This is a genomic window from Helicobacter didelphidarum, from assembly GCF_003364195.1.
Classification (GTDB): Bacteria; Campylobacterota; Campylobacteria; order Campylobacterales; family Helicobacteraceae; genus Helicobacter_A; species Helicobacter_A didelphidarum.
On sequence record NZ_NXLQ01000001.1, the window covers coordinates 218,206 to 243,962 of the forward strand.

22 protein-coding genes and 2 pseudogenes are annotated in these 25,757 nt (G+C 31.2%); 13 read left to right on the forward strand and 11 right to left on the reverse strand.

Annotation, left to right across the window (positions count from 1 at the left end; genetic code table 11):
* The first annotated feature begins 138 nt into the window (after window positions 1-138).
* Window positions 139-1,665, forward strand: a complete 1,527-nt coding sequence (locus tag CQA53_RS00895; protein ID WP_181882301.1) for a 4-hydroxythreonine-4-phosphate dehydrogenase PdxA — start codon at window positions 139-141, stop codon at window positions 1,663-1,665.
* A 180-nt stretch (window positions 1,666-1,845) separates the two neighbouring features.
* On the forward strand, window positions 1,846-2,334 hold the full coding sequence (locus CQA53_RS00900) for a DUF2147 domain-containing protein (RefSeq protein WP_115542123.1): 489 nt from the start codon (window positions 1,846-1,848) through the stop codon (window positions 2,332-2,334).
* Between the two features lie 682 nt (window positions 2,335-3,016).
* Here CQA53_RS00900 and CQA53_RS00905 read toward each other — a convergent pair.
* Window positions 3,017-4,465, reverse strand: coding sequence for a leucyl aminopeptidase (locus tag CQA53_RS00905; RefSeq protein WP_115542124.1), 1,449 nt, complete (start codon window positions 4,463-4,465; stop codon window positions 3,017-3,019).
* 25 nt (window positions 4,466-4,490) lie between these two features.
* Window positions 4,491-5,150: a DedA family protein gene (locus CQA53_RS00910; RefSeq protein WP_245945569.1), complete on the reverse strand. Its 660-nt coding sequence runs from the start codon at window positions 5,148-5,150 to the stop codon at window positions 4,491-4,493.
* A gap of 275 nt (window positions 5,151-5,425) precedes the next feature.
* Here CQA53_RS00910 and rnhA point away from each other — a divergent pair, with 275 nt between their 5' ends.
* The 3 genes from rnhA to gmd all read left to right on the forward strand — a co-directional run bounded on the left by rnhA (window position 5,426) and on the right by gmd (window position 8,009).
* Window positions 5,426-5,866 carry a ribonuclease HI gene (gene rnhA, locus CQA53_RS00915; RefSeq protein ID WP_115542126.1) on the forward strand — a complete coding sequence of 147 codons (441 nt, stop codon included), beginning with the start codon at window positions 5,426-5,428 and terminating at the stop codon, window positions 5,864-5,866.
* A 240-nt stretch (window positions 5,867-6,106) separates the two neighbouring features.
* Window positions 6,107-6,748, forward strand: coding sequence for a hypothetical protein (locus tag CQA53_RS00920; RefSeq protein ID WP_115542127.1), 642 nt, complete (start codon window positions 6,107-6,109; stop codon window positions 6,746-6,748).
* Window positions 6,749-6,899: 151 nt separating this feature from the next.
* A complete protein-coding gene (gmd, locus tag CQA53_RS00925; protein WP_115542128.1) occupies window positions 6,900-8,009 on the forward strand; it encodes a GDP-mannose 4,6-dehydratase in 1,110 nt (369 codons plus the stop codon).
* 367 nt (window positions 8,010-8,376) lie between these two features.
* Here the strand turns inward: gmd and glyQ are convergent, their stop codons facing one another.
* Both glyQ and CQA53_RS00935 read right to left on the reverse strand, forming a co-directional pair.
* Window positions 8,377-9,276 carry a glycine--tRNA ligase subunit alpha gene (gene glyQ / locus CQA53_RS00930; RefSeq protein WP_115542129.1) on the reverse strand — a complete coding sequence of 300 codons (900 nt, stop codon included), beginning with the start codon at window positions 9,274-9,276 and terminating at the stop codon, window positions 8,377-8,379.
* Window positions 9,277-9,539: 263 nt separating this feature from the next.
* Window positions 9,540-10,763: a hypothetical protein gene (locus CQA53_RS00935; protein ID WP_115542130.1), complete on the reverse strand. Its 1,224-nt coding sequence runs from the start codon at window positions 10,761-10,763 to the stop codon at window positions 9,540-9,542.
* Window positions 10,764-11,063: 300 nt separating this feature from the next.
* On the opposite strand from CQA53_RS00935, the gene CQA53_RS00940 reads away from it, so the two are divergent.
* Both CQA53_RS00940 and CQA53_RS00945 read left to right on the forward strand, forming a co-directional pair.
* Complete coding sequence (locus CQA53_RS00940) at window positions 11,064-12,335, forward strand: NAD(P)/FAD-dependent oxidoreductase (RefSeq protein WP_115542131.1); 1,272 nt, start codon at window positions 11,064-11,066, stop codon at window positions 12,333-12,335.
* A 346-nt stretch (window positions 12,336-12,681) separates the two neighbouring features.
* Complete coding sequence (locus CQA53_RS00945; protein WP_115542132.1) at window positions 12,682-13,287, forward strand: outer membrane beta-barrel protein; 606 nt, start codon at window positions 12,682-12,684, stop codon at window positions 13,285-13,287.
* Window positions 13,288-13,597: 310 nt separating this feature from the next.
* Here CQA53_RS00945 and CQA53_RS13495 read toward each other — a convergent pair whose 3' ends face one another.
* The 3 genes and pseudogenes from CQA53_RS13495 to CQA53_RS13765 all read right to left on the reverse strand — a co-directional run.
* Window positions 13,598-13,723 carry a hypothetical protein gene (locus CQA53_RS13495; protein ID WP_281271153.1) on the reverse strand — a complete coding sequence of 42 codons (126 nt, stop codon included), beginning with the start codon at window positions 13,721-13,723 and terminating at the stop codon, window positions 13,598-13,600.
* A gap of 268 nt (window positions 13,724-13,991) precedes the next feature.
* A pseudogene (locus tag CQA53_RS13760) lies at window positions 13,992-15,305 on the reverse strand (FAD-dependent oxidoreductase); the annotation flags it as partial.
* A 141-nt stretch (window positions 15,306-15,446) separates the two neighbouring features.
* Window positions 15,447-16,220 (reverse strand): annotated as a pseudogene (locus CQA53_RS13765) (FAD-dependent oxidoreductase); the annotation flags it as partial.
* Between the two features lie 75 nt (window positions 16,221-16,295).
* Here CQA53_RS13765 and CQA53_RS00955 point away from each other — a divergent pair.
* The 4 genes from CQA53_RS00955 to CQA53_RS00970 all read left to right on the forward strand — a co-directional run bounded on the left by CQA53_RS00955 (window position 16,296) and on the right by CQA53_RS00970 (window position 20,337).
* Window positions 16,296-17,090, forward strand: coding sequence for a phosphatidate cytidylyltransferase (locus tag CQA53_RS00955; RefSeq protein WP_115542134.1), 795 nt, complete (start codon window positions 16,296-16,298; stop codon window positions 17,088-17,090).
* A 303-nt stretch (window positions 17,091-17,393) separates the two neighbouring features.
* The gene (locus tag CQA53_RS00960; RefSeq protein WP_115542135.1) at window positions 17,394-18,653 is read left to right on the forward strand and encodes a type 1 periplasmic-binding domain-containing protein; all 1,260 of its coding nucleotides are present in this window, start codon (window positions 17,394-17,396) and stop codon (window positions 18,651-18,653) included.
* 62 nt (window positions 18,654-18,715) lie between these two features.
* Window positions 18,716-19,687, forward strand: a complete 972-nt coding sequence (locus CQA53_RS00965; protein ID WP_245945555.1) for a threonine/serine exporter family protein — start codon at window positions 18,716-18,718, stop codon at window positions 19,685-19,687.
* 71 nt (window positions 19,688-19,758) lie between these two features.
* Window positions 19,759-20,337 carry a threonine/serine exporter family protein gene (locus tag CQA53_RS00970; protein WP_115542136.1) on the forward strand — a complete coding sequence of 193 codons (579 nt, stop codon included), beginning with the start codon at window positions 19,759-19,761 and terminating at the stop codon, window positions 20,335-20,337.
* Window positions 20,338-20,700: 363 nt separating this feature from the next.
* On the opposite strand, the gene CQA53_RS00975 is transcribed toward CQA53_RS00970, so the two are convergent.
* The gene (locus CQA53_RS00975; RefSeq protein WP_115542137.1) at window positions 20,701-21,486 is read right to left on the reverse strand and encodes a pyridoxine 5'-phosphate synthase; all 786 of its coding nucleotides are present in this window, start codon (window positions 21,484-21,486) and stop codon (window positions 20,701-20,703) included.
* An 87-nt stretch (window positions 21,487-21,573) separates the two neighbouring features.
* On the opposite strand from CQA53_RS00975, the gene CQA53_RS00980 reads away from it, so the two are divergent.
* On the forward strand, window positions 21,574-22,446 hold the full coding sequence (locus CQA53_RS00980; RefSeq protein ID WP_115542138.1) for a CheR family methyltransferase: 873 nt from the start codon (window positions 21,574-21,576) through the stop codon (window positions 22,444-22,446).
* A 24-nt stretch (window positions 22,447-22,470) separates the two neighbouring features.
* The gene (locus CQA53_RS00985; protein WP_115542139.1) at window positions 22,471-23,235 is read left to right on the forward strand and encodes a CheB methylesterase domain-containing protein; all 765 of its coding nucleotides are present in this window, start codon (window positions 22,471-22,473) and stop codon (window positions 23,233-23,235) included.
* A gap of 112 nt (window positions 23,236-23,347) precedes the next feature.
* Here CQA53_RS00985 and CQA53_RS00990 read toward each other — a convergent pair whose 3' ends face one another.
* From CQA53_RS00990 to trmD, 3 genes are all read right to left on the reverse strand, one after another.
* Window positions 23,348-24,064 carry a toxin-antitoxin system YwqK family antitoxin gene (locus CQA53_RS00990; RefSeq protein WP_115542140.1) on the reverse strand — a complete coding sequence of 239 codons (717 nt, stop codon included), beginning with the start codon at window positions 24,062-24,064 and terminating at the stop codon, window positions 23,348-23,350.
* A gap of 585 nt (window positions 24,065-24,649) precedes the next feature.
* Complete coding sequence (gene rplS / locus CQA53_RS00995) at window positions 24,650-25,024, reverse strand: 50S ribosomal protein L19 (RefSeq protein WP_115542141.1); 375 nt, start codon at window positions 25,022-25,024, stop codon at window positions 24,650-24,652.
* Window positions 25,021-25,713, reverse strand: a complete 693-nt coding sequence (gene trmD / locus CQA53_RS01000) for a tRNA (guanosine(37)-N1)-methyltransferase TrmD (protein WP_115542142.1) — start codon at window positions 25,711-25,713, stop codon at window positions 25,021-25,023. The genes rplS and trmD overlap by 4 nt, the downstream gene beginning before the upstream one ends.
* Window positions 25,714-25,757: the final 44 nt, after the last annotated feature.

The following is a 25,757-nucleotide window of genomic DNA, read 5'->3' on the forward strand; positions in this document are numbered from 1 at the left end:
CCATATCGTAATTATATTAGATATAAGCCTAAGAATTCTCATAATAAACTTTCAAAATCAAATATCATACAATAAAAAATGATACAATAACGATAATATTTTAGATTTTTTGTAGAAATTATTCGAGCGAGGAAAGACATGCAACGAAGAAATACTAACAAAACTCATAACCTTTTGAATGCCAATTCACAAAATCTTTCAAATAAAAGTCTCCAATCCCTTAAAAATCTTGAGAGATTAGAAGAAATAGAAGAGATAAAAGAAAATATAGAGAATCAAGAGAAAAGTGAATCTGAAAAAATACTTCATAATCCCACGCTGAAAGCTACCTATACAAAAAAAATCTATAATTCTAAACAACGCAATACAAAGATCTTTCAAACTCAAGGGATACAAAATATTTCAAAGAAACCAACTATTTATGTGTCATGTGGGGATATTAATGGCATTGGATTAGAACTTATTTTGCGTAATCATGAGATGATTGCAAAGTGGTGTAAGCCAATCTATTGCGTGAGTTGGGATTTACTTGCAAGGGCTGCTAAGTTATTGGGGATTAAACCTCCAATTACTATGCAACTTCATGAAGTAGATTCTACTGGGATATCTATCCAACAAGGTATGCCAACGCAACAAAGTGGACAATATAGTTTTGAGTCTTTTTGCACCGCTCTTGAATTAAGCATAAAACATAATGTTGGGCTTGTAACACTGCCAATCAATAAATATGCTTGGAATCTTGCTGGGATACAATACGCAGGACATACAGAATATTTGCGTGAGAGATTTCAAAAAAATGCAATTATGATGCTTGGCTGCGAAGAAATGTTTGTTGCACTTTTTACTGATCATATACCACTTAATGCTGTTGCACAAAATGTTCAAAAAGAGAGATTGACTAATTTTTTGCGTGATTTTTATCTCTCTTTTTTTGCAACCAAAAATATCTCACTGCCAATACACAAAGAAGATGACAAGATGACACAAGAAAGAAACTTCTCTAATATATCTCAACAAGAATCTGCAACTACAAAAACAGATTATAAAGACTATACAATACCTATGGAACTTCATCTTGATAAACAAATGAACGCTTTAAAACATTATGCACTCAACTACAAAATGGTGGCAAGACTCCTTGATATTAACCATTCGTTACAAGAATCTGATGATATGCTCTTGCAAGAAGAGAATACAAATTCTTTAGAATCTCATCGCAATAAGGGGCAAGATTCTGAATTATTGCAAATTGCAGTTTTAGGATTAAATCCACATGCAGGAGATAATGGAGTATTAGGAAATGAGGATTTTATAATCAAAGATTGTATAGAATCTCTCAATCAAATATTAGGTCATGAAGTTTTTGTAGGTCCTATCGCACCAGATTCTGCTTTTATACCCAGTAATCGCAAAAAGTTTAAAATATTTGTTGCAATGTATCATGATAGTGGATTAGCACCGCTTAAATCTTTGTATTTTGATAGAAGCATTAATGTGAGCCTTAATCTCCCTATACTCCGCACAAGCCCAGATCATGGCACAGGATATGATAAAGCGTATAAGGTAAATACGAATTTAAATATGCAAAGCTACCTTGAAAGTTTTAAATTTCTCATTTTGCGAACAATCCATCAAGAAGCACTGCAAAAAAGTATCCCATCATAAATTTACCTAAAAAATTCTTTCAGACTAAATACTTACAAATTTATAATGATACAAAGATTCCATACTATCAATATAAAGCAAATGAGATACAGAATCTTTTTGGAGAAAGAGAAAGAATATTTTTAAAACTATGCTAAAATAAGTACCTATGCTTTGTGTAAAAAAGGGGAAAGAAAGAAAATGAAACTCAAGTATATGTTTATAGTATGTTTATTTAACATTCTTTATGCAGGAGATATTTCTGGCGTGTATTCTGTCATACATGATGGAAAAGAAAGTTATACAGAAATTTTCAAAAAAAATAATAAATTTTATGCTGTTGGTTTCGCAAATAAAAACAAATCAAATGAATCGCAAGAAAATACTTTAGATATTAATAACCCTAATCCAGAACTACGCACTAGACCGATGCGTGGTGTGGTATTTATGTGGAATCTTGTAGCGAAAAATGAGAAAGAATATATACGAGGGAAATTATATAGATTTGATAATGGTAAGGAATACCATGTAAATGCAAAACAAGATGGTAATATTTTAAAACTAAGAATAAGTAAAGATTCTAAAGGGACTATGGGAAAAACAATTCAATGGAGAAAAATGAATCTAGATGAAATCAAATCGATACAAGCAGAAAGGCTTGACATCGATACTTTGGAATTGCCTCAATGATTGGTTGAGATATAATTTCTCACTCTTGGAATCTTATCACTTCATTATGAGAAAATTCATTCACTTCTTTTTGGAATCTTGCGATATTTTTTAATTTTCTGATAATTCAACTATGATTTCAAGACAATTTAAGCTTTCAGAATCGAATCCAAATTATCAGATTGGGATAAGAAGCCGGGCTTTACTGGTGGAATGTAACAAAAGGGAGCATTATTTTAGTTTTAAAAAGATATAAATAAAATTCTTTTTACAATAAGATGCAATGATGCTAAGAAAAACCAACAAAAATTTATATGAACATCAAATCATAAGTATCTATGTCTGTATAATGTTTTGTGAATCTTTTTGGGAAAAATATAAATTTTGTTGATTTTTAATAATCATTAAAAATTTATTTCTTGCTTTTCCCTGCTCTTTACTTAATGTTATCAAAAAAATGTTTGCAAAAGACATTATATAATTTTCATAAAATACTTTATTGGCAACCAAATGGTAGAACCACATGACATTCAAAATTTTTTATTAGTCTCTAATTATAAAGATATAATACAATGTTAATTGATTTTTGATTCTCTTTAGTATATATGATTTGAATATGACACGAACAAATAAGACTTTAATATATTTCTATTGAATATCTTTGTATATTTTTCTACTTACTCGTAAAACTAATTTACAAGGTTTAGCTCAAACTTTTAAGAAATTCAACACATGCACGTACACCTATACCGCTAGCACCAGATGGATTTACACTCCATTCTTTTTCCACATAAGCAGGTCCTGCAATATCAATATGCAACCATTTTTCTTTATATTCTTCTCGGATAAATTCACCTAAAAACATTCCTGCTGTAATGGCACCACCATATCGAGAACTTGAAACATTACTCACATCAGCAATTTTGGATTCTATAAGTTTTTTTAAATGTTTATTAAAAGGAAGAGTGTGTGCCAATTCTCCAGACTTTAGGGCAGATTCTACAAATTTTTGTTTTAAATCCTCATTGTAGCCCATTACACCACTTGTATATTCTCCTAATGCTACAACACATGCACCTGTAAGTGTTGCAAAATCTATAATAATATCTACATCAAGATCTTGTGCATAACTTAAACAATCTGCTAATACCAGCCTACCTTCAGCATCTGTATTCTTTACTTCAATACTTTTCTTTTCACGAGATATTAATACATCATCTGGGCGATAAGCACTTTTGCCAATTGCATTATCAGTAATTCCCATGATAGCGTGTAATTCAATATCAAGCTCAAGTGCAATGGTTGCAAGAAATGCACCAAGAACAGCACATGCACCACCTTTATCTGCTTTCATTGTTGTCATATAATCTGCCGGTTTAAGGCTTAAACCACCTGTATCATATACTAATCCTTTACCAACAATTGCGATTTTTTTTCTATTGTTACTACTTTTAGAATCTTTTGGTTTATAACTTAAATGTGCTAAAAATGCTGGGAAATTTGATGCTTGATTCACAGCGAGAAACGCACCCATTTTTTGTTCTTCCATATATGAGTTACTTCGAATAATGGCTTGAATTTCTGCGTTTTTATACTTTTTTGCGTATTGCATTGTTATGTTTTGTGCTAATTCAGAGAGATAAACAGAATTCGCTATGTTGGGGGGGGTATTGACAATATCACGGACAAAATTTACACTCTTGCAAATGATCTGAGATTCATGCAAGATTTTTTCATTGATATGTAGTAAATTAATTGTGATTTCTAGTTTTTCATCATCTTTTTTGGTTTTAAATCCATTATATTCGTAACCACCAAGTAAAAATCCTTGTAAAATATGGGACTGATCTTCTTTAGCAATACCTTTCAGATCTAAATTTGCTTGAGTAATTTTTAAATTTCTTAAACTTTTTATTGCAAGACACGCTGCATTTGCATAAGATTCTGGATTATCATCATCTAAACCAACATAGAGAATCTTATCTGTTTGAACATAAAAATTGCCTTTAGCTTTATAGCCAAGCTCCTCCAATAGTGCAAAATTTGCAATCTTTGTTTTTCTTTTTTTAAGAGAATCTTCTGTAATAAAAATGATTTTTACGCCGACTTCTTTTGTATTTTCCTTGAGTTGAATATGCTGCGTATCTAACATTTACTTCCTTTTTGTTAAATTTAATTTAGTTTGTTGCAATCGTGTGATTTTTCTGAACCTGAGATCTTTTGCGTTTCCACATAAAGAAAGCTATAATGGATAAAATTATAACCAATAAAATCATAAAAAGTATAGGATTTTGTGTGATTATTGCAAAAAAATCAGCTAAAAACTCTAAAATCTCTTCGCCAAAATACCAAGCAGGAACAATGGTAATAGCAGCCCAAATCCATGCCGATATAAGATTTATTATGGCGAATTTGATTGCAGAGTAGCGCGTTAAACCAATACTTATTGGGATAATTGTGCGTAAGCCATACATATATCGCTGAATAAAGATTATTGGCCAGCCATATTTTTGCATAAGACGTGATGCAAGAGCAAATTTACGCCTTTGAGATCGAAATTTGTTTTGCACATAGTCTTTGTTGAATCTTCCAATATAAAAATATATTTGGTCTCCTGTAAAACCACCAAGCCCCGCAACAAGGATACAAGTGTAAATATCTAAATATCCTTGATGAGAGGCTATTCCTGCAAGTAGTAGCCCCCACTCACCCTCTAAGATACTCCAACAAAATAGAATTATATATCCCCAATCTTCTACATGGTTTGCCCATAATTGTTTGATTGTAGATTCAAAAGAGAATTGCGAGTTTTTAATATATAGATATAGCATAATCATACCAGTCAAGATGATACATGTTGTAATGATATGCTTTATTTTGAATCTACTTGGCTGCATATTTTCTTCTCCGAAGTCAGAGTATTGAGCGAGCAATTTATTTTATTAAAGTGGTAATTTTAAAATATTCAATAGAGTATGATAATCCATAATGATTAATAATGTGTTATTTTTATTTTTATTTATATAGAAATCTTAGTATAGAATAAATGGAATAATATATTTTTTAGGTTATAATTTCAACATAAATACCTGAAAGAATTTATGGAAAAACGATGAAGAAAGTTAATCTCTATACAGACGGATCAAGCTTAGGGAATCCAGGGTCAAGCGGTTATTGTGCGTTATTGGAATATGTCATGGGTAATGAAGAAAAAGTATATAAACAAATAAGTGGAGGTGAGTTTTATAGCACTAATGGGCGTATGGAGCTAAAAGCTGTTGTAGAGGGTTTAAAATTACTCAAAGAACCATGTGAGGTTACGATTATTAGTGATTCTAAATATGTATGTGATTCTATTAACCAATATTTACAGAATTGGTTAAAAAAGGGATTCAAGGATGTAAAACATACAGATTTATGGGGAGAATATGTAAATATTAGTAAAATGCATACAATACGAACACAATGGGTAAAAGCACATAATGGACATCCACAAAATGAACATTGCGATAAGGTTGCTCGTGCTAATGCAGAATTGCATAACCAAGCATGATGTTGCAAGTAAGTTTCAGCAGGAGTGTAGCGAATGCTTGAACTTTTTAGGATTCCAATTTTTCATAATTGTATAATTTATGATAATTTTTATTTTCTATATTTACAACTAAAAACTTAATTTTATTGTAATTTTGAAAAATTGTATTTTTATTTGGGTCTAAACTTTACTATGCTTTCTAAAAATTCTGCTATAATATTATTTTTGTATGTTATGTTAATGTAGAAGCAAGGGGTAGATATGCGTATTATTGAACCAGAAGCAAAATCCATAGCTTATTTAATTATTATTGCAGGTTTGGTTACTTCGTATTTTGGATTGTATATTTTAACCACTTTGTTATTTGTATCGCTCCTTGTATGGCTTTTTTTTTGTAGTTCTAAAATTATTAATCCCACCATTCCAAGTGCGATTGTTTCTCCTATTAGTGGAGTCATTAAAAAAATTGAAAAAGATTCTAATCATATAGAATTTCAAATTAAGGCAAGATTTAATGGCAGAATCTATGCACCAAATGATTTACAAAATATTCGCATTTCACATCATCATGGATTTTATACATTAAGCAATCATTCAGCCTTTGGTCGTATGTTTGCACCAAAAGATATTCTTGAAGCAGATAGTATTTTTGCAAACAATAATTTAAGGATTAAGATTGAAGTAATGCCTAATTTATTTCGGTTTTGCGGGTTAAACTACGCAAATTCAAAATCTCTTTTTTTGGAAAAAATTGGTTTTCTGAATACAGGTTCACTTTCTATTAGTATATATGGCGATAATTTAGAATCTTTTGCACAAGAGGGTTCTTATGTGGTTGGTGGTAATTCTCCATTGGTCGTTATAAAGTCCCCAGATTCATCATTAATAACACCAGATATTTAGGATTCTTAATATTATAAAAGAATAAAAGATTATACAACACTTTGAATATAAAATCTTACCAAGGATTGGTAGTTTGTGTTATATATATGTTATAATTGTATGCTACAAATATGGTTAATTAAAATATTTTTGAAAAAATTAAGGAGCAATAATGAAAAAAGCATTAATCACGGGGATTACCGGACAGGATGGGGCGTATCTAGCGGAATTTCTCCTCAATAAAGGCTATGAAGTTTATGGAATAAAGAGAAGATCATCGCTTTTTAATACTGATAGAATAGATCATCTCTATCAAGATCCGCATAGTCACAATGTGAAATTTAAACTCTGCTATGGGGATTTAACAGATTCTACCAATCTTATTCGCATTGTTCAAGAATTTCAACCAGGTGAGATTTATAATCTTGCTGCAATGAGTCATGTACATGTGAGCTTCGAGACACCGGAATACACCGCTAATGCTGATGGTTTGGGGACATTACGACTTTTGGAAGCAATTAGGATTCTAGGGTTAGAAAAAAAAACAAAGATTTATCAAGCTTCTACAAGTGAACTTTATGGGCTTGTGCAATCTGTCCCACAAAATGAAAAGACACCATTTTATCCGCGTTCTCCCTATGCATGTGCAAAACTTTATGCGTATTGGATTAGTGTGAATTATCGCGAGGCATATGGGATTTTTGCGAGTAATGGAATTTTATTTAATCATGAAAGTCCTATTCGTGGCGAGACTTTTGTAACGCGTAAAATCACGCGAGGGGTAAGCAAAATCGCACTTGGCTTACAAGATAAACTCTATCTTGGTAATCTCTCTTCAAAACGCGATTGGGGACATGCAAAAGACTATGTTGAGGCAATGTATCTTATCTTGCAACAGGAAAAGCCTGATGATTTTGTGATTGCTACAGGTATTACGACAGAAGTGCGGGAGTTTGTGCGACTTGCTTTTGGTGAGTTGGGCATTGAGATTGATTTTACAGGTAAAGGTAAAGATGAAGTAGGAATCGTAGCAAAATGCAATGGGGACTTTAAACTTGACATTGGTAAGGAGGTTGTGGCAGTGGATTCTCGGTATTTCCGTCCCACTGAAGTAGATCTCCTCTTAGGAGATTCTAGCAAAGCACGGAAAATTTTAGGTTGGAAACCCAAGCACGATTTACAAACGCTTATCAAAGACATGATGCAAAGCGACATCAAGCTTATGCAGAAAGATAAATACTTGCGTGATGGTGGATATGAGATAATGAGATATTTTGAGTGATCTTTTCTTGTTGATTTAAGAATGGACTTAAATGATGCTATCAATTTGCATTATATTAAAAAATAAAGTTTAGCTAGATTATTTTTTATTTGCATAAAGTTATTGATTATCTAGAATAAGTTAGTTTATATTCTATAAAAAATATTTAACAAGCATGTTAGGCGTGGAGTAGGGTGTCAGTTGGTTTTATTGGAAAGTATTTAAGATATTCCTTGATTTCATAGTTCAAGTACAAATTTTATTATAGTTTTTCTCATTATAATTTATGAGGAAACATACTCCATAATATTGAAGTGATGAGTAAGGTAAAGGTATTTGTTGTTGAGTTGTTATTTCGCTTGTATTAATTATATTACAAATATCCATATTAGATTTCTTTTAATTTTTTTATTCTTTCTAGTCTTTGGTCCTCTTGTTCTTTATACTTGGTAGCACAACCTTTTGCTAATTCACGAATTTTTAAAATATATTCCTGGCGTTGAGCAACTGAAATTGCCTTTCTTGCATCAAGCACATTAAAAAAATGGCTTGAGAGCATCGTATAGTCATAGGCGGGCAAAGGAAGATTTGCTTCAAGGCATTTTCGTGCTTCATTCTGTGTATTTTCAAAGCTTGTGAAAAGAAATGATGTATCTGCTATTTCAAAGTTATATTTTGAAAATTCGTATTCACCCTGCAAATGCACATCGGCGTATGTCATACTTTTATTCCACGCAATGTCAAAAAGAGATTCTACTCCTTGAATATACATAGCCAAACGTTCAACACCATAGGTAATTTCGACACTTACGCTTTCACAAGGGATTCCTCCTACTTGTTGGAAATAGGTAAATTGTGTGATTTCCATACCATCAAGCCATACTTCCCAGCCAAGCCCCCATGCTCCAAGTGTTGGAGATTCCCAATTATCTTCAACAAACCGAATATCGTGTGCATGAATATCAAGCCCTAAAGATTCAAGGCTTTGAAGATATAAATTTTGAATGTTATCAGGTGATGGTTTTATTAAAACTTGAAATTGATAATAGCTTCCTAATCGGTTTGGATTTTCTCCATATCGTCCATCTGTTGGTCTGCGTGAAGGTGCAACATAAGCCACAGCCCATGGGGTTTTATCAAGACTTCGTAGTAATGTTGCAGGATGAAATGTTCCGGCACCAGCAGGAATATCATATGGTTGTAGAAGCGCACAACCTGTGGTATCGTTAAAAGAAGCATTTGCCCAAAATGTTTGCAACCTTAATAGAATCTCCGAAAATGTCAGCATGTTGTTCCTTGAAAATATAAAATCATTGTGTAATTTTAACTAAAAACATTGAAAGACAAAATAAAATTAATTAAATTCTGAAAATTTTTATTCTCTTAAGTAGTGGTAAAAATATTCTAAGACACTCATCAATCAATAATGTTTTTTGGATATAATTCCAACCTTAAATTAAAAAACAAAAGATTTTCTAGATTATTCTGCATAGTGAGAATCTAGAAAAAAATAAAAGGTTTTTGTGAAGAATTTTGCTTACAATATAATTGTCATGGTTGTAATGTTGGGATTGTGTCGTTGTCTCGAGGTTCTGTTGGGCTGTATTGTGTTTTATACATTCTTTGTTCTTGCTGTAAGATTCCAATAATCCTAGAATCTTGCATATATTTTTCCCATAAATCCCTGCGTTTAGAATCTACTTCATCACAATACTTGACTTGTGGTGACAAGAAATTCTTTTTTGATGCTTCATCAAGATTATTCATTGCAATATTTGGAATATTTCCTAAGGCTCTTGCACATGCACAACTTTGTGCTACAAATAAGACTAAATCAGCAGGATAAGAAAAAGCAGGTAGCTTTTCTTCATAATGTTTTGTATGCACACCCGATTTATCTTGAATAAAAGTTGTAATGCTGTTGTATTGATATGGGAGACAAATCTCTTCCTTTGGCGTAAGTGTGATTGTTAGCATAATATTTGTTGGTTTAGAATCTATAACAAGATTCTCGCTATTGGAATCTTTTGTGTTAAAATCCTTTGTATTTAAGTCTTTTATACGAAAATTCGTAGCTTGAGAAGAAATATTTTCTTGTGGAAGTTGCCATTGGAATTTTATTGAGCGGTATGGTTGATTTTTTTCTCCTTGCAATATTGCTTGAGATTGTAAATCAATTGTTGTAGTTTGCATACTTTTTAGCACATAGTCATATTCTTCAATAAGAGCTATATTACTAAAAATATTTGTTTTTTTATCCATAATAATTGTTTGATATACTTCTAAAATATCCATATTCGGATAAAAGTATTCATTGTTTGTAATCACGGCACTACAATCAGGAAATAAACATGCACAATCGCGTAAAGATTCCAATACATTTTGATTAGCACTGTATTTTTGTCGTAAAACAATAAAGGTCTTGTCTAAATCCAGGGCTTCTTTATTTTGTTCATCTTGTTTTTTCGCTTTTTCTTTTTTATCTATTATCTTGGAATCTTGCCAAAAAGATTCCCATTCTTGGATATGTTTAAAATATTTTTCTTGAAACTCTTGCACATCATTTGGCAAGGTAAGAGTTTGTGGAGAATCTTGTTGTGTGGCGTTAAGCATTGTAGAATCTTTATGTTCAATCTCCGGAGTTTTTGCAGGATTGTTGTTTTGAGTAATTTGAATATTATCAAGCGGTGTTGTGTTTTTATTTGAATTATCGCATCCATTAAAAAACAAAAAGAGAATATAAATTCTACAAATGACAGAGAAAGAAATTTTCATATTTTTCCTTTATGGTAATTAATAATTTGATGATAGTTGTAGCTTTATTTTTTAAGAATTATATCTTAAATACTATGCGTAATTTTAGAATTTTTAGATTTTTTTATGTTTTTACTATTTTCATTATTTATTTTATATTCTATGAATTTAGTGTATCGGTTTAAACAAGCAGTTTTAATTTGGCATTCATTATAAAGATTCTTATCCTTAGATGATTTTACATGATTTTTGGATTATAAATTATGAGAATTTTGATATAATTTTAGAGATTTTTATAGATGGAATATTAAGGGTTATAAAATGGCAAGATATGCAGAATATAGTGTTTGTAATGTAGAAAAATTGAAGCTACCAACTAATCCTAGAATCTTAATTATTGGTGGTGGTTATGGTGGATTGAAAGTGGCTATGGGATTGCAAAAATCAGTTGATTTTTCATCTGAAAAGAAACCGCAAATTACACTTATTAGTAAGCATGACTACCATTACCAAACGACACTTTTGCATAAAGTTGCCACTGGAACACTTTCAGCTAGAAAAGCTAGAATTTATTATCGAAAACTTTTGAAACAAGATAAAGTTATGTTTATTAAAGATAAAATTATTAAGCTCGAGCCAGAGAATAATTGTGTGTATGGAAATGGTGGCAAGTATGAATATGATGTTTTAGTAATTGCACTTGGTTTTAGACCCGATGATTTTAATATACCTGGAGTTAAAAAATATAGTTTTAAGCTTTCCACTTTAAATGTTGCTTTAAAACTAAGACAGCATATTGAAAATAAATTTAAAGAATTTGTGCATACAAAAGATCCGCTCGATTTGCACTTTATAGTATGTGGGACTGGTTTCACAAGTATAGAATTTGCTGCCGAGCTTGGTTCACAATTCAATGAGCTTTGCACAATTTGTGGGATTGATAATAAGATTCCAAAAATTACATGTATAGGGAGAAATAAGCAGATTCTCCCTGTCTTTAGTGAGAATCTTAGTCAAAAAGCTGTGCAGAAGTTAGAAAAAATGAATATTGAGATTATTACAAATGGTGATGTAAAAGAAGTTAAAAAAAGTAGTGTTGTAATTGAAAAAGATGGGAAATTACAAGAATTGAAAGCAAATACAATACTTTGGGGTGCTGGAGTAAAAGGTAGCGATATTATTGAGCAATCAGATATTCCAAACAAAAAGGGTAAAATTGAAGTTGGTTTTCAGTTAAGATCACTTACTCATGCGAATATTTTTGTTGTTGGCGATAGTGCACAACCAACCACAAAAGATGCTATTCATGCTCCCACAGCACAACTTTCCGCACAAATGGGAGAGTTTGTTGCACAAATGTTGGGTGAAATGCTGAAAGGCAAGGATTTTGATTCTGGTTTCGTATTTAAACACAGGGGGACCGTATGTTCTATAGGACATACAGATGGTGTGGGGATTGTTTATGGCAAGGAATTATCTGGTGAATTTGCTGCTTTTATGAAAAATACAATAGAAAATCGTTGGCTTTTTAGTTTGGGTGGTTTTCCCTTAATTTTTAAAAAAGGACAATTTCGCTATCGAACAAGTAACTAAATACAAAATATATTTATAATAAATTATTTACAACAGAGATTTTATTAAGATTTTTAATTCAAGACATTAGTGCAATAATAAAAATCAACATGGCTTATTTATTGCAAGCTCTCATTACATAATTTTAGATGCAAAATAACAAGAGAGAAATCATATAAAATATTGAGTAAATATTCATGATTCTTGATAGAATATAGTTAATTTTGTTTCAAAAATAAACATAGAATTTTAAAAAAGAATATTTTTGTGTCCAAATATATTGACTTACAAAAAAAAAAAAAAGATACCATACGCTTATGCAACAATAAATATATTGTTGTTTTTAGTTTTGTTTTGGAGATTATCTATGAAAAATTTTTTAGTTAGTTTAGCATTGGTTAGTGCATTATCTGGTAGCATGTATGCTAAAGAGCAAAGCGGTGTTGTGCTTGGTGTTAGTGTGGGTGGTGGAGGTGCTATCAATGTAACAGGTGGTTCTAATGCTACTGGGAGTTCAGTGTATTTCTTGGGTGCAAAGGTAGGCTATCAAGCTTTCATTACCGATAATAGCGGTGTTAGATTCTATCTTTCAGGGTTAGTGGGGCATGGTTTCTATCCTTCCGCCACTACTCCTACCAGCAATTCATTTATTGGGCATGATTTATATACTTTAATAGATATAGATGCGGATTATCTTTATAATTGGACAGATGAGCAAAGTTATAGTGCTGGATTGTTTCTAGGATTTTTTGCAGGTGCATTAATTGGGACACCATTAACGGGTTCAACTGGTTCAACGGCGGTAGGTAGTGCAATTGGTATCAATTTTGGTCTTAGAACAACTATTGCTTATAATCATCAAGTAGAGTTTGGAGTGAAACCATCAATAGCATTTTTTGCTGGTAGAGAAGTAGGTTTAGGTTCTTTCATAAGCGGTCAAGTAAGCTATATTTACAAATTTGATACCTATTAAGATTATTTTAGTTTTTAGTATTTTGAAGAGTATTTATTTCTCAATACTATATACAAACATTACAAAAAGTTCGTAAGCAATTTGAATTTACTTTAACTTAATAACTAAGAAACATTTAAATTTTGAAGTATTTTTACTTTACTTATAACTTTTTCCGTGATATTTAATACTAGGATTTTGTAAAAAATATAGAATCACATAAAGTTTTGAAATAAATAAAATATGAATATTACACATATCGAAGACATTGTAAGATAAAGGGGTATTTTGTAATTTTAAAATACTTTGTACGTCATGAGAGTAACTGATATCAATAATGAATATTGAGGATTCTATAAATAAATGTTCTTCCATTTTTTGAGAGTTTTAATTTTGTCCTAATTTTTCTTACTTCTGTTTCAAACTCTTTTAACTCATGTAAGCTTTTAAACCCCATTATATACCCTTTTTGAATAAAATATTTGTATATAGTTTCATACTATACAATACAAAAAGCATATTGTATAAGATTGTATTGAGTGAGTAATAAAGGATTTAGGGGCTTGAGAAACAATAAATTATCGTTTGTCGCAGTATGGGGAATGTTATAATAGCAACAAGATTATACTATGATACACTTTCTACACAATTTTGAATAGAGCAGGGGGCTGGTTAGAATTCTATGATATGCGATTTCTTTTTATTTTTCGATAAGGAAACTTATATTATAAAATCTTATCACTTTTTTCTTGTGCCTTCCTACGATGGAGTATAATGTGTAGTTCCAATACTTCAAGGCTAGCAGGAGTTATTCCACTAATGCGTTGTGCTTCTTGAAGTGTTTTTGGTCTATCCTTGCATAATTTCTCAATCACTTCAAGGCTTAATCCAGAGATTCCTTGATATTCAAAATCACTTGGAATCTCCAAATGGAGATTTTGCTTACTTCGTTTAATTTGATTTTCTTGTTTATCAATATAGCTTTTGTATTTCGCATGGATTTGCAGTTGCTTGAGGGCACGACTACTTAACCCAGCAAAACGATTATCAAGTTTTCTCATTTTTGCAGGATTCATACTTTCTCTTCCTAAAATCAGAGAGAAATTACATTTATTTTGGAATCCATCCTCTCTAATTTGTGCTAATTTTTCAAGATTTATTTTATTCGGCGTGTAATCTTCGTCTAAAATTGGCAAACAAGATTCAATATTATTTTTGTCGGTCTCAAGTTGCATAAGAATAGAAGTCTCTAAAAGTTTAAGCTCTTTGCTATAAGGTAGCATTCTGAAACAAGCATTATCTTCTCTTAGTAATAAGCGATACTCTGCACGACTTGTAAAAACACGATAGGGTTCATTTGTTCCTTTTGTTACTAAATCATCAATCATTACCCCAATATAGCTTTCACTTCTATCAAGAATGAGAGAATCCCTTTTTACCTTGCCTTGTTTGTATAATATTGCGAGACATGCATTAATTCCAGCTGTGATACCTTGAGCTGCAGCTTCTTCATATCCTGTTGTGCCATTAATCTGTCCTGCAAAATAAAGATTTTTTATGATTCTTGATTCGAGGGTGTGATAGAGATTTGTTGGTTGACTATAATCATATTCGATAGCATAACCATAGCGAGTAATGACTGCGTGTTCTAATCCCGATATGGAATGGATAACTTCCTCTTGCACTTCATAAGGTAGGCTTGTGCTTAAGCCATTAATATAATATTCTCCGGCATTATAAGTTTGTGGTTCTAAGAAAAGTTGGTGTCGTTGTTTGTCTCTGAAGCGATTTACTTTATCTTCAATACTTGGACAATAACGAGGACCAACACTTTGTATTTGTCCTGTAAAAAGAGGTGCACGATAGAAATTAGATTCTATAATTTTATGGGTTGTATCATTCGTATAAGTTACAAAACATGGTAACTCATGAGGCAAGAAATATCCATACTTTATTCGTGTATTAAGAATTTTTGAGATAAGATTTTCGCGTCCATAAATTAGGTAATCATGTGTTAGTATGCTAAAATATGGTGCATCTTTATGAATGTTTTGCATATCATTACATAAACCTTTTGTTGTTGTTCGTTGAATCTCACTTATATTTCCTGTTTCATTAAAGTTTTTGCGTAAGAAATTTTGAAATTTTTGCCAATCTTTAATATTTGCATTATTGATTGCTTCACGAAAGAGAAAATCTTTATCATAAGATTCTTGATTGGTAGACCTTTTTTCGTCATTATTATGAGATTTGAAGGAATTTTGCAAGGTTTGCAGTATCTCTCCTCTTGTATTGTGAGCATCTCCATAGTGTTTTTCTAGTATATCCGAATTAATACTTGAGCCAAGCACACGAGGACATGTACCTGTCTTTAATCGTTCGAGTGGTATGCCTAACTTGATGAGGTTTTCACTCAAATCATTACTTGCCATTTCTCCTGCTCTGCCATTATGACTTTTGTTTTCTCCAATGTGAATTAAACCCCTTAAAAAAGTTCCCGCAGTAAGGATTATTTTTGTTCCAAAAATTTGCTTTTGAATACTTAATTCTACACCGATAGCTTCATTATTCTGTGTGAGAATCTTTGTAACACTTCCTTGAATAAGAGTTAGATTTTTTGCATGCAATAAAACATCGCGTGCATGTTTGCGGTATAAATCCATATCAATTTGTACCCTTGTGCCACGTACAGCTGGACCTTTGGAAGCATTCAGGATTCTATATTGTAGCCCACTAATATCAGTGATTGCCCCCATAAGACCACCTAAAGAATCTATTTCTTTGACTAAATGCCCCTTACCCAAGCCCCCGATAGCAGGATTACAACTTGCAAGAGCTATATTATCAAGTAAGTGTGTGATAAGCAGAGTTTTTAAACCCATTTTAGCACAAATGTGACTTGCCTCTACACCTGCATGACCACCACCAACTACAATTATTTCATAATTATCCATTTTTAGACCCTAACTTTAGTATTTTTTAGTAAAATTATACAGTATAAATTGTTGAATTTCTCTTAGGAGTATAAAATGTTAAAAAAGTTTAAGGCTTTTATTATGCAAGATTCACAAAGAGTGTGGAGTGCTTTAGTGATGATAGTTGTTCTTGGGGTTGTATTTTGGATAAATAATAGGGAGTTGACTTGGGCTAGTATGGGGGTGCTTTATCTCATTGCAATGTATGAAGCAACAAAGCTCTATCAAATCAATTTACATACATTCAGCATTATTCTTGCTGTTGTGTTGTGGGTAGCACTCTATTTTAGCACAAAACAAGCACATATGGTCGTCGCAACACTTGGATTATGTGCTGCCTCAATCTATGCGATACGCGATAATTCAGATTCTGGCTTTAAGCTTATTGCACCTTTTATCTATCCATCTTTACCTTTCGTATCTCTTTATTCTTTATATTGTCTCGGAGTAGGATATTTAGTGTGGCTTATTATTGTTGTCGCAATTGCCGATATTTTTGCATATTATGGAGGTAAAAAGCTTGGCAGAACTCCATTATGTGCAATGTCACCAAAGAAAACTATTGAGGGGGCATTGTGTGGGATTGTTGGTGGAGTTATTGCTGGTTCTGTTGCTGGTATTGGAATATTTGGAACATTTCCAATAGCAGCAATTTCCAGTGTATTTATTATTATATGTTCTATTATTGGAGATTTATTTGAGAGTGCATTAAAAAGACGTGCCAATCTCAAAGATTCTGGGACGATTTTACCCGGACATGGAGGGATTCTTGATAGAATAGATGCGATTTTATTTGGTTCTGTTGCCATGTTATTTATTTTGTCGTTGCTTACAATGTATCACCCATAATATAATAAAAATGGTAGAAAGTTATTTTGACAAAATTTTCTGACTTATAGTATCGCACTTGCTGATAGATGAGAGTGTAACCTATTCTAAAATTTTATAAAGAGTAAAATGAGAGAATGAAGGTTTCAATTTATTTTTTAGGGCATTTATCCTATGTCAATGGATTAAGGATTTCTAAAAATTTATTTTCATCAAAAACTCTATGAAAAACTCTCCCACAAAAGTGATTTTTAGATATAATGCCTTAAATGAATTAATTAATATTTAGTGGCTATTATGATTCTGTTTAAATAAAGGAAAAAAATGCTATCTACCGCAAAAGACAAGATAATAAAAATTCTGTTTGCTTTTTGTATTATAAGTTTTTTATTTTCATGCACTTTTGCAAAGACACAAGTGATGTCTCCCCTTCCTACACCAACACAAGAGGTTTTGAATATTTCCGTTAAGAAGTGTTCGAAATCTTGCTTAAAAAAGCTTTTTGATATGGAATATTATTTTAGTTTTATTGCACTATATGGGAACTATAATGATGATGATTTAAGAAATAAATTTCAGATTGCTTCAGCAATTTTAGATACAAATATTTTACCACCATCTCTTAATCCAGAAACAGGAGTACGTGTTGCACTTCTCATTCCACAGAAAAATATTGGGCGGTATTCTATTACAAGTGCGGATTCTATTCTTTTATATTTAGTTACGCATGGTGATAATTTTGAATTTAAGGTTTTTAACTCACAAAATGAGGAAGCAGACAATGTGCGTAAAGCATACCAAAATGCACTCAATGAAAAATATGATTTTGTAGTTGCCATTTTGACACCAAAGGGTATGGCAAATCTTTTGCGAGATTCTGAGATGTCTCTACCACTTTTCATTCCTACTATTCACAAAAAGAATGCAGGGCAATATGCTAACGCTAAGAATGTATTTTTTGGTGGAATTGATTATGAAAAACAAATTGATATGATGGTTGCTTTATCATCTTCAAAAAATGCTCCAATTATTAGTCTTGATGATGATGGTGTTGTGGGAAAAATGTTGGGCAATATACTCAAAACAAAATCACAAAATATTATCGCACAAGAAAGTATAGATTCTAAGAAATCTAATGACTTTAAACCTTTATTGCAAAAGATTCGAACAGAAATTAGAAAATCCATGATAGTATTGAATACTTCTGTTATTAAGAGTGGATTAATTGTGCCTCAAATAGGTAATACAAAAAATATGCCCATAGCTTTTCTTTCTTCACAAATCAATTATAATCTTTCGCTTTTAAGCCTTATACCAAAAGAGGATACACAAAAGATTTTTATTGTTAATGCAATTGGTCCATTAAATCCAAAATTATTAGCTTTTAATGAGCTTTTAAATTCTGATTTACAATATGATTGGGTAAATTATGCTACTGCTCTTGCCATTGATATTTTATTATCTCAAGGTAACAAAAATAGTGCAAGATTTTTTCACGAAAAACTTGATAATAACCAAGTGCAGTATAACGATAGATTCTATGGAGTAAAAGATTCTCATTTTATTCCTGTAAAGCTTAAATAGAAGTCGAGAAATTTTATCATTTTTCAATCTACATTTTTTACCTTATTTTAAGGAAGGCAATTATGCGAGAAAAGCTACAAGAAGTGAAGACATCTCAAACAAAACAGAGTAATGCTTTTAAATGTCTTAATCATTATAAAAAGTCAAAAAAAGCTTACCATATCAATGCACACATAAAACCTTTGCAATTTGAATCTAATACACATTGTGTAGGGGATTCTCAAAATAAAAAAGGCTTAAATTCTGTTTCCCAACAATCCGAGAATATTGAGGAACTTATGACTTTCTTAACACAATATGCTGCCATGCTTATGTCAAATGGTGCATATACTTCACGCGTTGTGCGTTGCACACAAAGAATTGGAGCGAGTTATGGGTATGATGTCAATATGATAATTTGGTTAAAATCGATCACTTTGAGTATTTATGAGAAATCAAATTATCAAAATCGTCGCACTCAAGTTAATCCTAATCCTCCATTAGGTGCAAATTTTAGAATCATTTCTGATTTAAGTGCATTAAGTTGGTATATTTATGATCACGCAATTCCTCTCAAAGAAGCGACCGAACGTTTTGAACAAATTATGGAATCGAAAAATTATGGTTTTATTTCTTCATTATTTTTTGTAAGCATTGCAAATACTGCATTTTGCAAGCTTTTTGATGGTGATGTAGGAGCATTGTTGTGTGTATTTATGGGTACATTTGCAGGATTTGCAACAAAGTATCTTTTAACAAAGTTAAAGATTGATGCACGAGCTATGTTTATTGTAGTTTCTTTTGTTTCAAGTTTTGTTGCTTATATTGGTGTGCATTTTGGTCTCACAAAGACACCAGAGATTGCTGTTGGTTTAAGTATTCTTTATTTGATACCTGGTGTGCAAATTATCAATTCTCTTACAGATGTATTACATGAATATACACTTATGGCAATCAGTCGTGGGGTTAATATGGGAATCTTATTGATTTGTATAGCAGTTGGTGCATATCTTACGCTAAGTATTGCACAAGTAAGTTTGATTCACACGCAATAATAAGATTTGTAATAGATTAGAATATTATCTAGTAGGAAATATATTTATGAATTGGTTATTAGGGGATATAAATGTTTGATATAGCACATTTTTATCCGGCGGTATTAGAGTTTCTTTATAGAGATTTTTTTAATACAAATTCTTTTGAACATGTTCTAATGAATACAATATTTGCTATGGTGGCAGGTTTTGGATTTAGTTACGCCTTTAATCCACCACGTAATATTTTTATTGGAATTGTATGTGTTTCAGGATTTGGATATTTTGTTCGTTCAATGCTTATGCAATTTTCAATCTTTAGTCTTGCTGGAGCAAGTTTTTGTGCAAGTTTTTGCATGGGATTGATGACAATGCTTGTGGCAAAACGGAAGAAAGTTCCTGCTGAAATTATTGTTTTTCCTGCACTTTTACCAATGTTTCCTGGTAGTTATGGTTATAAAAGTATTCTTTCTATTCTTGCTTTTACACAACATGCTGATAAGCCCGAACAATTAGGCTATTTGCTTGCATTTTTTAATAATATTACTATTATGCTTTCTGTTTCTACATCTCTTGTAGCCGGAGTCCTTGTAACTTTTATTATTTTTTATGAACAAAGTTTTATGATGACGAGAGGTCACAAAAGAAGTTTTTTTTCTAAAAAATCTTAGAATCTTTTTGGCTACAACAGAATAATCTTAGAATCTCTTTTTATCGATCTTCATATCATAAAGAGATAATAAAGAATTTATAATGGTATTTATTGAAGCTTCAAGTATTTTAATATAATGGAATTACCATGAAAAATTCTTGTTCTATTACAAGTTTCTTCTTGAGACTTCTTATAAAGTTATGAATTATACAAGAAAATTATCAAAGTAGAAAAATTAATATTTAAAGGCTTCCTAAATGTATAGAAGAAAGCTTAGAGTGTAGAATATTTGTAAATAAAGCTAGTAACCGCCTTAAGGATTTATATCAATGCAGATTCTATAAACTTATATTCAATATCACACAGGAGGTTTTTTAACAAGCTATTGTATTAGCCCAATCATATCTCTAATAGCTTGCTCTAGCCCAATAAAAATAGAACGTGCTATGATGCTTTGCCCTATATTGAGTTCTTCAATCTCTTTGATCTTGACAATTTCTGCAACATTAAAATAATTTAGTCCATGCCCCGCATATACATTTAACCCCTCATTGAAAGCAAGTTTTGCACTAGATTCTATATTGTGAATTTCTTGTACCAGACGAGTATGCAATGCACTTCTGCTTGTTTCAAACTCTTTAATACTATGATGGGTGTGCGGGAGATTTGAAGAAAGCATAAGGGATATATTGGCATACTTTCCCGTATGAAGTTCCACACCAATTTTTGTACCAAGTTGATGTGAAATCTCTATGCTTTTCTCTATACTCTTGTCACATGGATCAACAAAAAGTGAAACTTCAATCTCATTGCTACAGAATCTTTCTAAAATTGGTAACATACCTTCATGTAATAATAATCCACCTTCAGTTGTTACCTCATTTCGCTTTTCTGGAACAAGTGTAATTCTATGTGGTTTTTTTGTGCAAATAAAATCTACTATGTCTTTTGCACTTGAGCATTCTATATTAATCGGCAAGAAACTCGATTCTATAATCCGTGAAATATCGCTATCATGAATATGTCTTCTATCTTCTCGCAAATGAATTGTTATTTGACTAGCTCCAGATCGCTTAGCAATAAAAATTGCTTCCAATGGATCAGGGTCATTGATTTTCCTTGTTTCTCGTAGATATGCAATGTGATCTATATTTATTCCAAGTCGCATTGATGTTTCCCTTATTTGAAAAAATATGCTAACATTATAACTTAAAAAATTCTATTTCTTTCATATTAGAAAGAATAAGGACAATAGATGAATAAAAAAATATTTCAGCTTGATACCAAAACTCTCCATCAAATACAAGACGCACTTTATGAAACATGTGGTATTCACTTAACTGATACAAAACAGACCATGATACAAAATAGAATTAATGTATTATTAAAGGATTCTATTTGTGCTAATATCCATTCATTTGATGATCTCTTTTGTGCAATTAAAAATAATCCCCAAATAAGACAATCTTTTATTAATAACTTTACTACAAATAAAACAGATCTTTTTCGAGAATCTTATCACTTTGATGATATGCTTAATCGCACGTTAATTCCATTATTGCAAAATAATGAATCTATTAATATTTTTTGTTCAGCAAGCTCAAGTGGTGAAGAGCCTTATTCTATCGCAGCAACTTGTATGTATGCAAAAAATATTTATCAATCGCATTCTACAATTAAAATTATTGCAACAGATATTGATACTAATATGCTGAATCTTGCAAAAAAAGGAGAATATACACTTGATTTAAGACTAAATAAGATTCCTGATTGGGTAACTCTGGACAATTATTTTGATATTCTAAAAACAACCCCACATAATACTATGTATCTGCGTGCAAAAAAATCATTAAAGGATATGATAACTTTTCGGCAACTTAACCTTTTTAGCAAAAGTTACCCTTTTAGCAATAATGAATTTGATATGATCTTTTGTCGCAATGTCCTTATTTACTTCAAACAAAGCGATCAAGAAAAAATTTTAGCAAAATTACATAATATACTCAAGGTTGGCGGAACCTTGTATTTGGGGCATTCCGAAGATATTTTAGGATTAAGTTCTCAATTCGATAGACTCGGTAATAAAATATTTATAAAAAATTCAGAATCTCTTATGGGTATATTCTAAGTTAATAAAAATAGAGGGAAAATTATGGCATTAGATAGAAAAGTAAATAATATTTTATCAAAACAAGTTGAGGAAAAATATCATCCCGATACAGTGTTAGAGAAGAAGCCTTGTTCGTTATCACGAGAAAAGTTAATTGTTATAGGTAGTTCTACTGGGGGTACAGAAGCATTGAACAAAATTTTATCAACTTTACCTTCTAAAGGGTTGCCACCGATAGTTATAGTGCAACATATTCCCAAAATGTTTTCTTCTTCTTTAACTGCAAGACTTGATTCAAACAGTCAGCTTCAAGTATTTGAGATTAATTCAAAAGTGCAGTTGCAAAATGATTGTGTTTATGTTGCAAATGGAGATTCTCATGCTCTGTTAAGTTACAAGGAGGGTAAATATTATGTTGCACCATTTGAAGCAAATAGGGTAAGCAGACACAGACCTAGTGTTGATATATTATTTCGAAGTGCAAATAATATATCGGGGAAAAACACTTTAGCAATCATTCTGACTGGTATGGGTGATGATGGTATGATAGGAATGAAAGAACTTTTTGATAATGGTGCATATACAATAGCTCAAGATGAACAAACTTGTGTTGTTTTTGGTATGCCAAAAAAAGCCATAGAGATTGGTGCTGTGCGTGAAATCTTACCTTTACAACAGATTCCAAAAAGGATTATGGACTACGCATCAAATAAAATTAATCTTTTGAAACCAAAAGAGCCAGATATTAATACACCGAATATATTATCCGCAACAAGCGAAGAAAAAGATTCTGATAAAGAAAATTAATCCCCACCCCCCCCCATGATTTTCTCTATCCAACAACACATTCTTCTTTCCCTCAAGCAATTACAAAAAAACAATAAGATAAGAAACACTTTTTCAATCAATAATAGAATTATTATATCCAATTTCCACTACGAATATCTGGGGTAATTTGTTGCCTTTGTGAATCATTTTGTTTGTGATTATCATATAAAAATGGAGAGTTTCTCTCAAAGTTGTCAAAATCATCGAGGAAATATTCAAATGGATCAAAACCATTTCCTTTGCTTAGACCATATTCTTCAAGTTGTATAATTACACCATTTTCATTGTAGATTCTACGACTTACAAGAATATCATTATTGTATTTTTCCACCTTAAAAAGTTTATTATTTTTAAAAAATTTACTAATTTTCTCTTGATTTTTATAGATATTTTCTTGCATGAGTGAATTTATGGAATCTTTAGCATAAATTTTTTGCTTGATAAGCTTACCTGCTTCATAAATATTTTCTTGATGTTTTAAACCATTTGTATAGAAAAGTGTAGAAAACTGCAAAATCCCATGACTATAACTATCTTCATATTTTAATATACCATTTTTATACCATTTTTCAATTCCATTTTTTATTCCATGAACCTCCTTGCATGGTTCTTTTCCTTTTCTGGTTTTGCAAATAAGAAAAGTGGATTTATTATGAGAATCTGGGATATATTCTGTTGAACTGATTAAATTATTATTCTCATCAAAATTTTCATAAGTTTCTAAATCTATACTATGTTGAAAGAATTGTAGCCATATCAACCATAATACACCAATACTTAAAATAAGAAGTATTCCCCATTTTTTCATTATATTTCCTCTTAAAATTATTTTTCTAAAAAATTTTAAAACTAGATGATTCTAACTTCAAACATTAAATATAAGGTAAAGGTAAAATCAACTTAATAACCATCATAGAAAACTGACATAATTTGATACTCCTTATGAAATATCGAATTATAACTTATTGAATAATAGAAAAATCATAATGAACTCTCTATCTATTATTGTTATTAAGAGAAATAGAGTCGCCAATATAGTAGAGATTCTAGAAAGTCTATAATACTTATAATATATATTAGTATGCTGGTAAGGATATTACGAAAGATTAAAAATTGGTTAAAGAATTATTGGTATGCAAATAGTATGTATTCAAATTTTGTTGTAAAAAAGAACTCTCTTATGTTTATAATCCGGTAATGTTGTAGAAAAGTTATCTTATTGCATTATATAAAGTGCGTTTTTTCTACATCAATAAAAGATTCTATTGTAAAACTTATGGCGGATATTTTCTATATTATTCTAATAAGAGTAACAACATTTGCAAAAATATAGAAAGTTAGAATCTACAAAGCATCTGATGGAATATCGCTTCTATTAAGGGAGAATAAAGGTCTATTTGTTGTTATTAACCTCTTTGCGCAATTCCTTAATTCTTGCGGCTTTACCTCTTCTATTGCGTAGATAATAAAGCTTCGCACGACGTACACGACCAATTCTTAATACTTCAATTTTTTCAAGACTATCACTATAAAGTGGGAATATCTTTTCTACACCAATATTGTTTGCACCCATTTTACGCACAGTAAAAGTCTTATCAACACCATTTCCACGAACAGCAATGCAGACACCCTCAAAGTTCTGAATTCTTGTTTTATCACCTTCTTGAATCTTGATACCAAGTCGCAAAGTATCTCCTGCCTTAAATTGTGGAACATTTTTTCCATCAAGTTGAGATTTTTCAAAATTTTCAATATATCTGTTTTTCATTGTATCCTCGCTAATGATTGAAATAAATCAGGTCTAAAATATTGTGTTTTCATTTTAGACATCTTGAATTTTAAATCGACTATTATAGCGTGATTTCCCTTTAAATATTCTGAAGTAGGTAAGAAATTTGGAAAATTTTTATCAAAATCTTTTGATTTTGTAAAATTTGGTGCTTCAAGCAAGTTAGATTCAAAGCTTTCACCTTGCAAAGATTCTTCACTTCCTAAGACTGAGGCAAGATTTCTGGCAATAGAATCTGCCATACATAATGCTGCTAATTCACCACCACTTAAAATAAAATCACCAATACTGAAAATTTCTGTTGCATATAGTTCAATAATCCGCTCATCAAATCCTTCATATCGCCCACATACAAAACTAATATGTTGATATTGACTTAGTCTTTTAGCATCCTGTTGTGTAAATTTTGCTCCACAGGGACTAAGAAAGATAATTCTAGTGTCCAAAGCTTGTTGCAGTGCACAATGTAAGACAAAAGGATTAAGGAGCATACCTGCACCACCACCAGTTAATGTGTCATCAACTTTTTTGTATTTATTGGTTGCAAAATCACGAATATTAATACAATTTACTTCGATAATTCCCTTTTTATGTGCATTACCCATAATGCTTTGTTGAAAATATGGTTGAATAAGTTGAGGGAAAAGCGTGAAAAATGAGAATTTCATAAGCAACCTTTATTATGTCTTGCGGTATGTTAGATTCTATTTTT